The organism is Psychromonas sp. CD1, from assembly GCF_002239585.1.
GTDB lineage: Bacteria > Pseudomonadota > Gammaproteobacteria > Enterobacterales > Psychromonadaceae > Psychromonas.
In genome coordinates, this window is record NZ_NDFH01000002.1 from 192,457 (window position 1) to 207,433 (window position 14,977).

At 37.5% G+C, this 14,977-nt stretch carries 10 protein-coding genes; 6 read left to right on the forward strand and 4 right to left on the reverse strand.

Annotated elements, in window-relative coordinates; genetic code table 11:
- Positions 1-207: 207 nt before the first annotated feature.
- Both B8W84_RS01105 and B8W84_RS01110 read right to left on the reverse strand, forming a co-directional pair.
- Positions 208-417, reverse strand: a complete 210-nt coding sequence (locus tag B8W84_RS01105; RefSeq protein WP_094751492.1) for a SlyX family protein — start codon at positions 415-417, stop codon at positions 208-210.
- 12 nt (positions 418-429) lie between these two features.
- Entirely contained in the window at positions 430-1,413 is a 984-nt protein-coding gene (locus B8W84_RS01110; RefSeq protein WP_094751493.1) for a WD40 repeat domain-containing protein, read from the reverse strand.
- Between the two features lie 121 nt (positions 1,414-1,534).
- Here B8W84_RS01110 and B8W84_RS01115 point away from each other — a divergent pair, with 121 nt between their 5' ends.
- From B8W84_RS01115 to B8W84_RS01140, 6 genes are all read left to right on the forward strand, one after another.
- A complete protein-coding gene (locus B8W84_RS01115) occupies positions 1,535-1,984 on the forward strand; it encodes an FKBP-type peptidyl-prolyl cis-trans isomerase N-terminal domain-containing protein (RefSeq protein WP_094751494.1) in 450 nt (149 codons plus the stop codon).
- Positions 1,977-5,165: a bifunctional proline dehydrogenase/L-glutamate gamma-semialdehyde dehydrogenase PutA gene (putA, locus tag B8W84_RS01120; protein ID WP_094751495.1), complete on the forward strand. Its 3,189-nt coding sequence runs from the start codon at positions 1,977-1,979 to the stop codon at positions 5,163-5,165. The genes B8W84_RS01115 and putA overlap by 8 nt, the downstream gene beginning before the upstream one ends.
- Positions 5,162-5,875: an aldehyde dehydrogenase family protein gene (locus B8W84_RS01125; protein WP_094751496.1), complete on the forward strand. Its 714-nt coding sequence runs from the start codon at positions 5,162-5,164 to the stop codon at positions 5,873-5,875. The genes putA and B8W84_RS01125 overlap by 4 nt, the downstream gene beginning before the upstream one ends.
- Before the next feature lie 747 nt (positions 5,876-6,622).
- Positions 6,623-9,289, forward strand: a complete 2,667-nt coding sequence (gene adhE, locus B8W84_RS01130) for a bifunctional acetaldehyde-CoA/alcohol dehydrogenase (RefSeq protein ID WP_094751497.1) — start codon at positions 6,623-6,625, stop codon at positions 9,287-9,289.
- A gap of 161 nt (positions 9,290-9,450) precedes the next feature.
- Complete coding sequence (locus tag B8W84_RS01135; RefSeq protein ID WP_094751498.1) at positions 9,451-10,533, forward strand: AI-2E family transporter; 1,083 nt, start codon at positions 9,451-9,453, stop codon at positions 10,531-10,533.
- Complete coding sequence (locus tag B8W84_RS01140) at positions 10,511-11,425, forward strand: class I SAM-dependent methyltransferase (protein ID WP_094751499.1); 915 nt, start codon at positions 10,511-10,513, stop codon at positions 11,423-11,425. The genes B8W84_RS01135 and B8W84_RS01140 overlap by 23 nt, the downstream gene beginning before the upstream one ends.
- A gap of 82 nt (positions 11,426-11,507) precedes the next feature.
- On the opposite strand, the gene pta is transcribed toward B8W84_RS01140, so the two are convergent.
- Together pta and B8W84_RS01150 are read right to left on the reverse strand one after the other, a co-directional pair.
- Positions 11,508-13,661 carry a phosphate acetyltransferase gene (gene pta / locus B8W84_RS01145; RefSeq protein ID WP_094751500.1) on the reverse strand — a complete coding sequence of 718 codons (2,154 nt, stop codon included), beginning with the start codon at positions 13,659-13,661 and terminating at the stop codon, positions 11,508-11,510.
- A 65-nt stretch (positions 13,662-13,726) separates the two neighbouring features.
- Positions 13,727-14,944, reverse strand: coding sequence for an acetate kinase (locus tag B8W84_RS01150; protein ID WP_094751501.1), 1,218 nt, complete (start codon positions 14,942-14,944; stop codon positions 13,727-13,729).
- Positions 14,945-14,977: the final 33 nt, after the last annotated feature.

Sequence of the window (14,977 nt, forward strand, 5' to 3'; positions counted from 1 at the left end):
ATGTTAAGTCGATGATTAGAGTGGTTTTTTCAACAAAAATAGCTTGCTGAAATTAATCTGTATCGACATGTAGCCACGGCAGAGAAAAAACAGTAGTGATTTATATGTGGAGTCTTTGTTAATTTCAACTCGCTATTTATTTTGAAGGGCATCAGTTACCTACTGAACATTTAGTAAATAAGCTAAATACTTTATTTATAACACTTTTCAATAATGAGGGGGACGCATCTCGACTTCATCAGTGCCGCTGCTATCAGGCTCAGCTTCTTTTAATTTTTGTACTAAATACGAAACTTGTCCCTTTAATGTGTGTAATTTACGTTGTTGTTCAAAAATCTCCGTATTTAAAGTTTCAATATTATCTTCTTGAAAAGAAAGCTTCATTTCAAGTTGGTCGAGACGTTTTTCTATAGTCATTGTTGATCCAAGTTAATTCATTGGCCAGATTTCAAGAAGCCCTGCAGAGCTTTCACTGGCAATTTTATTAGCATCCCATAATGTTGCAGAATATACTACTGCTGTTTTAGGCCGGGTACCTTTTCTGGCGCTAATCATCCATTGTTGTATTAATAAACCGGTGTCTACATCCCATAAACGAAGCATCTTAGTACTGTTACCGGTTAATAAATATTTACCATTATCAATAAAACGAACGCTAGAAAAAATAGACTGCCGAGCGCTATAAATGAGCGTACTGTGTAATTTTCCTGTTTTTAGATCCCATATTTGTGCAGATTTTTGTGTGTCGGCGATAAAAGCGTAGCGACCAGAGGGTTCTAACCGTACACTAGAGATACGATTTTCAAAATCAAATTCTTGAATAATTTGTGCTGTTTTAGTATTCCATAAAAAAGCTCGGTGATCATTACCACCAGTAAGGGCATAAAGGCCATTGGCGGACATATCAATACTATTTATTTTTTCAGTGTGGATGGGCATCTCTAGACGGTGGCCTGTTTTTAAATCAAGATGAACTACTTTACCATTTACTTGTCCATAGAGGATGTAACGTCCATTTGCAGAAATTTGGATATCTCGAATAGGCGATTCGCTGACTTTATAAAAACCCAGCGAATGACCTGTTTTTATATCCCAAATTGCAAATTCATGGGTGCTTGAGGAGAGAGCGAAACGATTATTTGCTGAAATACGCACTATAAAGACATCATTATCTTTAATGTTACTATGGCGCCAATTGTATAATAGTTGATGATTACGATTGTCCCAGAGACGAATACCATGAGAAATGGTAGATATAATTGAGTAATCTCCATTTAGAGATATTTCTGCTGCGAAAGTACCCTCTATAGCATGTTCATGTTGTTCTAAAGGGGTATCAGATTGTGTGCAGGATACGATAAAAGAAAAACTCAATAATAATAAAAGTGTTTTAACCGAAAAATTTAGTTGCATATAGTTATTAACTTTTGATAGGAATAATAATTAAGATTAGTATATCTTAAAAACATTTAATAGCGTATGCCACCTATTTTAGGTATATTTTAATAAACTAATAAACTAATTTGGAGTAACAATGAAAAACGTATTTAAAGTATCTTTACTTGCAGTCTGTATTGCACTTACAGTAGGTTGTAATGATAAAACAGAAACCAAAGTGACAACATCAAAGACTGCTACTTCTGAATCTGTTGCGAGTTTTGCAACAGATCAAGATAAAGTTGCTTATGCTATTGGCGCTTCATTTTCTCGTTATGTAGAGGGAACACTAGAGAAACAAGCTGAATTTGGAATGACTTTAGATAAAGAGATGATTATTGATGGTATTTCTGACACTTTGCGCGGACATGCTAAGTTAACTGACGATGAAATAATGGATACACTACAGAAATATGACGAAACCGTTAAAGTAGCTGTGACGAAAAAGAAGGCCGAAAATAAAGTTAAAATGGCAGTAGAAAGTAATAAGAACAGATATTACATTTATTTTTATAAAGATTATATATCAAGGATAAGTTATGGATGATTTACAACATTTTTGTGCTAACGATGCGTTGAAAGAAGATTTTATTCAACAACCAATAGAGGATTTATGGTCCCTGATTTCTCCGTTATATATGATAGATGAAGATATTTGGTTAAATGAATTATTACCCATGGCATGTGCCACCACACTAGAGAAAAAGAATATATTGGATAATGCATCTGAACTTATTCGGCGTGTGCGTGCAGATAAAAATGCGGTTCAGATGATAGATGCATTATTGCTCGAGTATAGTTTGGACAGTAAAGAGGGAGTCTTATTAATGTGCTTGGCAGAAGCCTTAATGCGTATCCCTGACATTGCCACTGCAGATGCTCTTATACGTGATAAATTGAGCGTTGCGGATTGGAAGTCGCACCTTAAAAGTTCAGATTCCGTTTTTGTTAATGCTTCCACATGGGGATTACTATTGACAGGCAAAGTTGTCAGTATGGATGTCCGTGACGATGGATCACCAGCTAATATTATAAGCCGGTTGGTGAACCGAGTGTCAGAGCCGATTATTCGTAAAGCGATGAATCAGGCAATGAAAATAATGGGCTATCAATTTGTACTTGGGCGTAGTATTAAAGAAGCACAAAAGAATGGGACAAAGTTTACCAATAAAGGCATTAATTATTCTTATGATATGTTAGGTGAATCTGCATTAACTGCCTTAGACGCTAAAAAATACTTCAAATCTTACGTGCAGGCGATTGAGTCTGTCGGCGTTAAAAACAATTTGCAGGGATTGTCAAAAACAGCAGCAACCGTTTCGATTAAGTTATCGGCACTACACCCTCGCTATGAAGTCGCTCAAAAAGATCGCGTTTTAAATGAAATGTATAATACGGTGATACGCTTAATTAAACTTGCCCGAGAACTCAACGTAGGTTTAACGATAGATGCAGAAGAAGCGGATAGATTAGAGCTGTCACTGGTTTTATTTGAAAAATTGTATAAAAGTAAAGAAGCTGAAGGTTGGGGTAATTTAGGTTTAGTGGTGCAAGCGTATATGAAACGAGCATTACCGGTTTTGGTTTGGCTTGCAGCATTAGCTAAGGAACAAGGCGACATTATTCCTCTGCGCCTTGTTAAAGGAGCCTATTGGGACAGTGAATTAAAATTATCACAACAAAAAGGTTATTTAGCATATCCTGTTTATACACGCAAAGAAGCGACAGATGTTTCTTATTTAGCCTGTGCTCGATTTTTATTAAGTAAGCATATAGAAGGGCTGATATATCCTCAATTTGCGAGTCATAATGCACAAACAATCAGTGCGATTGCGGTTATGTCTAGTCACCCACATTATGAATTTCAACGCTTGCATGGAATGGGAGAATCTCTTTATCAGCATGCGATGGATATGTTTGTTGATAAGCTACGTATTTACGCGCCAGTTGGTAGTCATCAAGATCTTCTACCTTATCTTGTACGTCGGTTGTTAGAAAATGGTGCTAATAGTTCGTTTGTACATCGTTTAGTGGATGCAAACTACCCAGTAGATGAATTAATCGAACATCCTGTAGAAACGTTACAAAAACGTTCAACGTTACATAATGGATTGATTCCTTTACCTCCTTCTATTTTTGCAGATCGTAAAAATTCATTTAGTATTAATTTAGACATAGAAAGCCAATGTATCCCCTTTGAAGCTCGTTTAAGTTTACAGATGCAACGTACTTGGCTAGGGGGAGCTATTGTAAGTGGTGAACGCTATTATGCCAGTCAAAAACATAATTCTCTGCAATTATTACAGCAAGTAAATACGCCTTATGATAATACGGTACATGTCGGGTCGGTTCTTTTCTCAAGTTCGGAGTTAGTGGAAAAGGCGATGCAATCTGCCACCGAATTTTATCCGGTTTGGAATGCTACCCCCGTTGCGATTCGAGCTAAAAAATTAAAAGTATTAGCCAATTTATTAGAAAGTAATATGCCAGAGCTGGTGGCTTTGTGCCATAAAGAAGCAGGTAAAACATTACATGATAGTATTGACGAAGTGCGAGAAGCCGTTGATTTTTGTCGCTATTATGCTAATCAGGCGAATGTTAATCTTGCATCAGTACATGCCCATAAAGGTTTTGATGATATCACTCGCAATATTGCCCGCCAAGGATGCGGTGTTTTTGTGTGTATTAGCCCATGGAATTTCCCCTTAGCTATTTTTTTGGGCCAAGTTGTGGCAGCCTTGGTCAGTGGTAATACGGTGATTGCAAAACCTGCAGAGCAAACCTCATTAATCGCAGCGCGTACTGTAGAGCTGATGCTCAAAGCTGGATTCCCTGCTGATGCTATTCATTTATTACCTGGAACGGGTAAAAATGTTGGCGTGCAACTAACTAAGGATAAACGTATTAAAGGCGTTGTGTTTACAGGCTCTACACCAACGGCTCAATTAATTAATCGCACGTTAGCAAACCGAACTTCTCTACCTATTCCTTTTATTGCCGAAACCGGTGGGTTGAATGCAATGATCGTTGATAGCACCGCATTGCCAGAACAAGTGGCGCGAGACGTTGTAAACTCGGCATTTTCTTCGGCGGGGCAACGTTGCTCTGCATTACGTATTTTATTTGTACAAACAGATATTGCGGATCGGGTGATAACGCTTATTAAAGGCGCAATGACAGAGTTGAAAATCGGTTTGCCTTTTTTACATCGTACCGATATCGGACCTGTTATTGATGCACAAGCTAAAGCGAAATTAGCGGTACATATTCAAACTATGACTAAAAAATATAAATTATTGGCGCAATGTAAGTTAGATTCTACGTGTGCATACGGATATTTTATTGCACCGAGCATGTTTGAGATAGAAAGCTTAGGTAACTTAGAGCATGAACAATTTGGACCTATATTACATGTTATTCGTTATAGCTCGGATCAATTAGAGCAAGTTATTTCTCAAATAAATGCCAGTGGATATGGGTTAACTTTAGGCATACATAGCCGTAACGAGGCCAATTATTTGCATATTGCTACGCAAGTAAAAGTTGGAAACTGCTACATTAATCGAGATCAAATAGGTGCAGCGGTAGGGGTACAACCTTTTGGTGGACAGGGTCTGTCGGGGACAGGGCCTAAAGCGGGTGGACCTCGTTATTTGTATCGATTTACTAAACAAGTCATTCTAGATCAACAAATGATGCAAGAACAAACACAGGAGGATCTAGTATGAATTTATTCACTAAAAATATGGTGACGTCGGCTTTAGACCAATGGGAAATGTGGAATGAAATAGGAGTAGTTGCACGTGCAGAGTTTTTAAAGGTCTGGGCTGATGAACTTTATAAATCGCCAGAATTAGGTGCTAAATGTGCAAAGATGGCGTTGTATCAAGTTCAACAAGCGTTACATTTAATCTCGACAGAGAAAAGTATGCCTGGCCCAACAGGAGAAACCAATGTGTTATATACGACAGGGCGTGGTTTATTTGTCGTTAGAATGAGTATTGATGCTCCTTTTTATGGTGTAATTGCGCATATTGCAAGCGCATTAGTTGCTGGCAATTGTTTGATTCTCTGCCTGCCTAAAGCCCATCAAATATTAGCAGATAAATTATTAAGTTCATTAATATTAGCCGGTATTCCTGCCTCTGTCGTGCAGGTCAGTACACCTGAAATAAGTAAAGTCTTAATGAAAACACCTTTATTAGCGGGTGTGGCATATATTGGAAATGAGCAAGAATGTATTGATATTAATCGCTTACTTGCTAGTGCCCCGGGCTCTATTGTGCAATTAATTTCAGAAACAGATCTCGACAAATTAAGTACATTAACCGATAAACATTTTATTTTACGTTATATAACAGAAAAAGTACGCACCATCAATGTTACAGCTGTAGGAGGTAATGCAATATTACTTGAGCTTGGTAATGGTGATTTATAAGTAAAATAGTAATCATACGGGTAGGTTAAGCATTAAGTTATTTTTAAAGATAACGCGCTTTTAAGTCTACAGATATTGATACGCGAGACGTTAAAAAAATTAATAAACATTTACCTTTGTAATTGTGATGTCCTGACTTCGGAGAATAAGATTCAGTTCTTATATTCGGTAGTCAGCTGTTATAGTTTGGCGATGTTATCGATCTATCTTTTCGAGATCAAGAAACACAAAAAAATGTAAAAATATCCACATAAGCACGGTGATGTGATTTATCTGAATAACAGAATAAAATTTAATGCCGTACAAAATTAAAAGTCATTTCAAATACTTTCGTAGCGAAACGCGCATAAGATCTATATGCCGAATCAAAAAAGCATAATTTAAATACCTACTGCATGTCACATATTGGCAATTATACGTTTATTATTTATTATCATCTGCTGTATGTCTCATCGTAAATGTTATCGGCATGTTAAGTTATTGTTGCAGTTGTTAACGAGAAGGGTGTCTGAGTGGCTAGAATTCTCTGATTAGAATGAGCTTAATCTTTAATACTCTGGAATTATCGAGTACATGAGATAAAGCGAGTATTTTACATTTATTAAACATAAATTTAAATGACAATTATTGATAATGTTGTAAGGATGCAAAAAATAGACAAAAACAGATTGTCCAAAGAAAAACAGAATATTAAATACTTCATAGATTATAAATATTTTTAAACTTGATACACTTTTGGAGAAATATATGACGGTAAGCACAGTTGCTGATTTAGAGGCTTTAATTAGCCGAGTCAAAATAGCACAGGAAGAATTTTCTACTTTTTCACAAGAAAAAGTAGATGAGATATTCCGAGTCGCAGCACTAAAAGTTTCAACACACCGCATCGAACTGGCAAAAATGGCAGTGCAAGAAACGGGTATGGGCATAATGGAAGATAAAGTAATTAAAAATCACTTTGCTTCTGAATTTGTTTATAGCAAATATGCAAATACTAAAACATGTGACGAAGTTGCACGCAATGATGAGTTAGGCACGGTAACTCTTTCTGAGCCAATGGGAATAATTTGTGCCATCATTCCTACTACAAATCCAACCTCAACCGCGATATTTAAAACATTAATCGCACTCAAGACTCGTAATGCTTGTATTATTGCTCCGCATCCACGTGCGGCAAAATGTACTAACTACGCAGCTCAAATTGTTTTAGAAGCAGCGGTAGAAGCAGGTGCACCAAAAAATATTATTGGCTGGATTGATACTCCATCTTTAGAGCTAACTAATATGCTTATGCAGCATAAAGATACAGCGGTTATCCTTGCAACGGGTGGACCGGGTATGGTTAAAGCTGCATACTCTTCAGGTAATCCATCTATTGGTGTTGGTGCTGGTAATACTCCTGTTGTCATTGATGAAACAGCAGATATCAAACGTGCAGTTTCTTCGATTCTAATGTCTAAAACATTTGATAACGGTATGATATGTGCATCTGAACAAGCCGTTATTGTTGTTGAATCTCAATATGATGCATTTAGAGCGCGTTTAGAAAAATACGGCGCGGTTATTCTAAATAAAGTAGATGCGGACAAAGTAGCTAAAACCATGTTTATTGATGGCGCACTTAACGCTAAAATTGTTGGTCAATCTGCATATACCATCGCTAAACTTGCTGGCGTTCGCGTACCGACATCTACTAAAATTCTAGTCGGTGAAGGAAAAGAAGTAAGTGTTGACCACATGTTTGCTCATGAAAAACTATCCCCTACTTTAGGTTTATTTAAAGCAAAAGACTATGAGCATGCAGTTCGTCAAGCACAACTTGTTCTTGATATAGGCGGTGTCGGTCACACAGCGGCACTCTATACAGATCAAGATGCGAACTCTAAGCGTGTTGATGCCTTTGGTGTTGCAATGAAAGCATGTCGAATCCTTATTAACTCTCCAACATCTCACGGTGGTATTGGCGACTTATATAACTTTGGATTGGCTCCATCTCTAACACTTGGTTGTGGCTCTCACAGTGGCAACTCAATTTCAGAAAATGTTGGTCCCCAACATCTACTGAATACTAAAACAATTGCAAAGAGAGCTGAAAATATGTTGTGGCATAAATTACCCAAATCAATCTATTTCCGTCGAGGCTGTCTACCTATTGCAATGACTGATTTAGCCGATAAAAAACGTGCGATGATAGTCACAGATGGTTTCCTATTCGCCAATGGCTACGTAGATAATCTTGTCGATATATTAAAAAGTCAAGGAACCCAAGTAGAAATATTTCATGAAGTTAAAGCAGATCCAACGCTTTCAATTATCAAAAAAGGTGCTGAGGCATTAAATGCATTTAATCCTGATGTAATTCTTGCCGTAGGTGGTGGCTCACCAATGGATGCAGCTAAAATCATGTGGGTTCTGTACGAACATCCTGAAACAAATTTTGAAGATTTAGCAATGCGCTTTATGGATATCCGTAAACGTATCTACAAATTTCCTAAAATGGGTATTAAGGCAGATCTTGTTTGTATTACAACAACCTCAGGTACTGGCTCAGAAGTTACACCTTTCGCTGTGGTTACCGATGATAAAACAGGTAAAAAATATCCACTTGCCGATTATGAATTAACCCCAACAATGGCGGTTATCGACGCTAACTTGGTCATGGATATGCCTAAATCACTCTGTGCATTTGGTGGCTATGATGCAGTAACTCATGCGATAGAAGCTTATGTATCGATTCTTGCTAATGAATATTCTGATGGTCAAGCATTACAAGCCCTCAAAATATTAAAAGAATTTTTACCAAGCTCATATCACAACGGCAAAAATGATGCGAAAGCACGTGAAAAAGTACATAATGCGGCGACGATTGCAGGGATTGCCTTTGCACAATCCTTCTTAGGCATTTGTCACTCAATGGCGCATAAATTAGGTAATCAATTTCATATTCCACACGGTTTAGCGAATGCTTTGTTACTCACAAATTCAATTCGTTACAACGCAACGAATACACCGACAAAACAAGGTACTTTTTCTCAATACGACCGTCCTAAAGCGCGCGCTCGTTATGCAGAAATCGCGGTTCATCTTGGTTTCTACGAAGGCAATACTGAGCAAAAAATCAAGAGCTTATTAACTTGGTTAGACGAATTAAAAGTCGAATTAAACATTCCACTTTCAATTCGCGATGCGGGTGTTAGTGAGGCTGATTTCTTGGCAGCTCTTGATGATCTTGCGGAACAAGCATTTGATGACCAATGTACTGGTGCTAACCCACGCTACCCTCTAATTTCTGAAATCAAAGAAGTATTACTCGCGTCATACTATGGTACAGAATACGTGGATGTAATGGATGTTCCTGCTGAAGTTGTTCAAGTAAAAAAATCAAAAGAAAAAGTAAAAGAAAAAGTAATCTAATCTGTTTTTCTTTTACTTCATAAACCCTATATTTGTGTTGACAAAAAAGAGTAATGTTAAATATTTACGCCAAATATGTTACCGATAATAACATATTTATTAGTGACGATTAGCCTGCTATATTAAATTATCTTTTTAATTTTTTCGTGGATGGATTTATCATGAAGCATGTATCTACCTTTATGCGTTCTACGCTGTGTTTCGCAGCCTTGGTCATTGCTCTTGCGGGAATTAAAGTTGCGACACCTATTGTTGTGCCTTTTTTACTGGCCTTATTTATTGCTATTATCTGTAATCCTGCGGTTAATTTTTTAGAGCGTTATCGCATACCGAGAGGCTTAGGAATTGTTTTTATTATTTTATTTATATTTGTTATGTTTATTGGGTTAGGTGGGATCATAGGTAGTTCTGTCAATGAATTTAGGCAGGCACTACCTCTTTATCAAGTTCAACTTACTACTCAATTAAATTGGGTGGTAAGTTGGATGAAAGCACATCATTTACAAATTTCAAAAGTTGAAATCGAATCATATTTTGATCCCGCTAAAATGATGTCATTAGTGACGACTGCATTAAGTGGTTTTAGTAGTATGTTAGGTAATATCTTTTTACTGTTATTAACGGTTATATTTATGCTACTTGAAGGTCAGGGGTTTAGTAAAAAATTACATATTGCATTTGATGATCCGATTGGTAAAGAGAAGCGTATGCAACGTTTTTTAAACATGGTTAACCGCTATATGGCAATAAAAACATTGATAAGTCTTGCTACGGGACTAATTATTGGTTTTTTCTTATGGATCCTACACGTTGATTTTTTTGTTCTTTGGGCGGTATTGGCTTTCTTATTAAATTATATACCTAATATTGGATCTATTCTTGCTGCTATTCCGACGGTGATATTAACTTTTTTGCAATTAGGTCTGGGTTCCGCATCTATTGTTTTAGGTCTTTTTGTGGCGGTAAATATGTTGATGGGTAATGTCATTGAACCTAAATATATGGGGCGTAGTTTAGGGCTCTCAACATTAGTCGTTTTCTTATCTTTAATTTTTTGGGGGTGGTTATTAGGTATGGTGGGCATGTTATTATCTGTTCCATTAACTATGATCTGTAAAATTGCTTTAGAAAATAGCAAAGAGGGTGCTTGGTTTGCTATATTACTTAGCTCAGATGAAGAGATAGATGAATTAATAAAAGAAGAAAAGAGTACCTGCCGCAATGACACTATTAGAGAAAATTGATTGGAAGCGCATAGCTTCACTCCCACAAATTGAGTTACAAAGACTTTATCATGGGCGAGGATTTCAACATTTGGATACTTGCCATATTAATATAGAGTGGCTGTCGCCAGTGATCTTAATTATTCTGTATAAAGAAGAAACTCAAGCAACCCTTGAGCAATTAACCGAAAAACTTTTGTTACAAATGCAAAAAATTAATTTTTTAGTCAAAAGTGTACAAGTGCAATATCGATGTCGAGATCATGCTCCTACTCAATTACTCTGGGGGGATGCTATAACGGATTTTATAGGTGTGGAGCAGGGTTTAAAATACACCTTAAGTTTAGGGCGTAATCAAAACTATGGTTTATTTTTAGATATGAAAAATGGACGAAATTGGTTGCGTGAGAATGCACAAAACAAATCTATTTTAAATCTTTTCTCTTATACTTGTGGTTTTTCAAATGTGGCTATAGAGGGGGGAGCAAAACGAGTTATTAACTTAGATATGAGTAAAGCCGCGTTAGCGGTTGGACGTGAAAATCATCGTTTAAATGGACATGATTTAAGTAAGGTTAAATATCTGGGTCATGATCTATTTAAATCATGGGGAAAGCTAAAACGCCTTGGCGCTTATGATATTGTGATTGTAGATCCACCTTCCTTACAAAAAGGCTCTATTAACATTGAGCGGGATTATCCTAAAATTATACGTCGCTTAGCCGATTTATTGAACAGTGGTGGAGTCGCTTTGCTGTGTTTAAACTCTCCAAATTTAGACTTTTCATTTTTAGAGAAAATTTTAATGCATGAATGCCCAGAGGCAAAGATTATAAAAAGAATCGATCCTGAAAGTCACTTTATAAATGTTAATCCGGAGCGAGGTTTAAAATGTTTACTCGTCAAATTTTAAGACGGGTTGATTAAACGTATAAAGCCCCCTTAAATAAATGTATTTAAGGGGGCTTTATACTATTTATTTATACTATTTAAATTTAACTTTTTTCAGTTGTACATTGTGCTGCTTGTTCAGCTTGTGTTGCTTGGATAGCGGTTAATGCAACGGTATAAACGATGTCATCCACTAAAGCACCACGTGATAAATCATTTACTGGTTTGCGCATACCTTGCAACATTGGACCAATACTGATTAGATCTGCACTACGTTGTACTGCTTTATAAGTTGTGTTACCTGTATTTAGATCTGGGAAGATAAATACGGTGGCTTGACCCGCAACTTTAGAATTCGGCGCTTTACTTTTTGCGACATTTTCCATTACTGCAGCATCATACTGTAGAGGGCCATCGATTAAGAGATCTGGTCTACGTTGTTGTGCAATTTTCGTTGCTTCGCGTACTTTTTCAACATCAGATCCTGCACCAGAGTCGCCCGTTGAGTAACTGATCATTGCAACTTTAGGCTCAATACCAAAAGCAATCGCAGAATCTGCAGATTGGATAGCAATATCGGCAAGTTGATCAGCCGTTGGGTCTGGATTAATTGCACAATCGCCGTAAACAAAAACTTGATCGGGTAGTAACATAAAGAATACAGATGAAACTAAGCTTGCACCCGGTGCTGTTTTAATTAATTGCAGTGCTGGACGAATAGTGTTGGCGGTGGTGTGTACCGCTCCAGAGACAAGCCCTGCCACTTCATTTTCCGCTAGCATCATCGTACCTAATACAACCGTATCTTGTAATTGCTCTCTTGCAACAACAGGCGTTAGTCCTTTTGCTTTGCGTAATTCAACCATTGGTGCTACATATTTTTCTATAACATCAACCGGGTTAATGATCTCAACATCATTAGTTAATTCAATGCCTTGTTGTGAAGCAATACGTTTTATTTCAATAGGATCACCTAATAAAACCGGTGTCGCTATGCCACGTTGAGCACAGATAAGAGCCGCTTGGATAGTCCGAGGCTCAGTACCTTCAGGTAATACGATACGTTGCTTAGTTTGACGTGCAAGCTCAGTTAAATGATAACGGAATGCAGGTGGGGATAAACGACGAGATAAAGATGAATCACTTGTTAATGTTTTTAACCAATGATTATCGATATGACTGGCAATATAGTCTTGTACTTTTTCAATGCGTTCAATATCATCAATCGGTATTTCCATATTGAAGTTTTGTAAGCGTTGTGCTGTTTTCCATGTGTTACTTTTTATCAGTAAGATTGGTAGACCTGCTTCCATTGCTTGATTACAAATTTTTAGTACGGAGTCTTCAGGCATGTAATCACCTGTCAGTAATAAACAGCCAATTTTCATACCGTTCATGACGGCCAAACATGCAGCAATGATAACATCACTACGGTCGCCAGATGTCACTAACATAGAGCCAGCTTTAAAATGCTCTAACATATTTGGAATTGAGCGCGCACAGAAGGTCACTGAGCGTAAGCGGCGGAGATCTAAATCTCCATGATTTAAAATTTCAGCATCTAAATATTGTACAAGATCTTGTACCCGAGGGGCGATGAGATCCGCACACCATGGAATACAGCCCAGAATAGGTAATGGGCTTTTGCTAAACATTTGTAACACTTCAAGATTTGTTTTCGCATTTACCTCTGGAATATCGAACATATCATGCAGATTTGCATCAAGAGGGGCACCGACTTTATTAATAATGCAACCTGCGATACGTTTATTATTTTTACCACCAAAAGCGTCAACTGCTATTTCCATACGCTCTTTTAATTGTTGTGATGAATCATTACTTGGATGAGTAACAAAAATCATTTCTGCATTTAATGCTTTAGCGATACTGTAATTTATTTCATTGGCAAACTGATGTTTGTCTGTGGGTACGAGACCTTCAACAACGATAACATCTGTTCCTTGAGTGCCTTGGCTGAATCGTTCTACGATATTTTCGAGAAGATCAGATTTTCGTCCTGAAGAGAGCATTTTTGCAGCATAGTCCATTGCAAAAGGCTCTGGTGGAGAAAGTCTAGATGCATTACGCAGTGTAGCGGTCGAACGCTCTGGGCCTGTATCGCCAGAACGAGGTTGTGCAATAGGTTTAAAAAAGTTAACTGCAATACCTTGGCGCTCTAAGGCGCGAACCATACCTAAGCTGACAGAGGTAACACCTACGCCAGTGCCGATAGGAATGAGCATAATAGTACGAGACATAATAATTCCTTAAAATTAAGATCTGGATAATAAATGGAGTTGTTTTACTCCATTTAAAAAAATAATCAAGCTCCAATAAGCGCTGATTTAGCAACAAGTGCAACGGCATCTTGTGCAATAACCCATTCTTCATTGGTTGGGATAACCATTACAACAGGGCTATTTTTAGCGCTGATAATACCTGATTTACCCAGTATTGTTGTTGCATTCTTTTCTGTATCGAGGTGATAAGAGAAGATAGAAAGAAGTTCTAATATTTTTTGGCGAACCAATGCCGAGTTTTCACCGATACCCCCAGTAAAGATAAGTGCATCAATACGACCTAATGGCACGGCGTAAGAGGCGATATATTTTGCTAAACGGTAGCAGAACATATCGAGAGCAAGAGTTGCTCTAGGGTTGTTTTTTAAATGTTCTTCTGTGATGGTTCTAAAATCGCTAGAAATACCAGAGATACCTAAGAGGCCACTTTGTTTTTGCAAAATATCCATGACTTGTTCTAGGGTGTAGCCTTCATGTGCAATTAAATGCTCGATAATACTTGGGTCTAGATCGCCACAGCGTGTGCCCATAACAAGGCCCGCAAGAGGAGTCATCCCCATACTTGTATCAACACATTGTCCATTTTTAATGGCGGTGACAGATGCACCATTGCCAAGGTGTGCAGATATAATATTTACTTCTGAAATTGGCTTATGCAGAGCTTTTGCTGCTTCTTGAGTGATAAATAAGTGGCTCGTGCCATGCATACCGTAACGACGAATTCCTTTTTCTTTGTAGAGTTCGTAAGGTAAGGCATACATAAACGCTTTGGCTGGCATACTTTGATGAAATGCAGTATCAAAAACGGCAACTTGAGAAAGTTCAGGGAAAGCAACTTGCGCAGCTCGAATGCCAAGAATATGAGCTGGGTTATGTAAAGGGGCAAGTGAAATACATTTTTCAATACTATTGATAACATCTTCATCGATAAGTACTGAGTGGGTAAATTTTTCACCCCCATGTACAACCCGGTGACCGATAGCAACAAATTTACTCGCTAAGCCCGTTTCTTTTTTAATAATATGGTCAACAATATAAGCAATTGCTTCAGAATGAGCGCTCATTGGAGGAAGGGAAGTTGATTCTTTTTTTCCGTTAATCGTCCATTTTAGGCGTGCATCGGTTAAGTTAAAACATTCGGCAAGGCCACTGATAAGGTTTTCACCATTTTCTGCATTGACGACTGCAAATTTAAGAGAAGAGCTACCACAGTTGAGAACAAGAACGAGTTTACTGCTCATAAAAAATTCCAATAAGTAATTAAATAGGGTAAA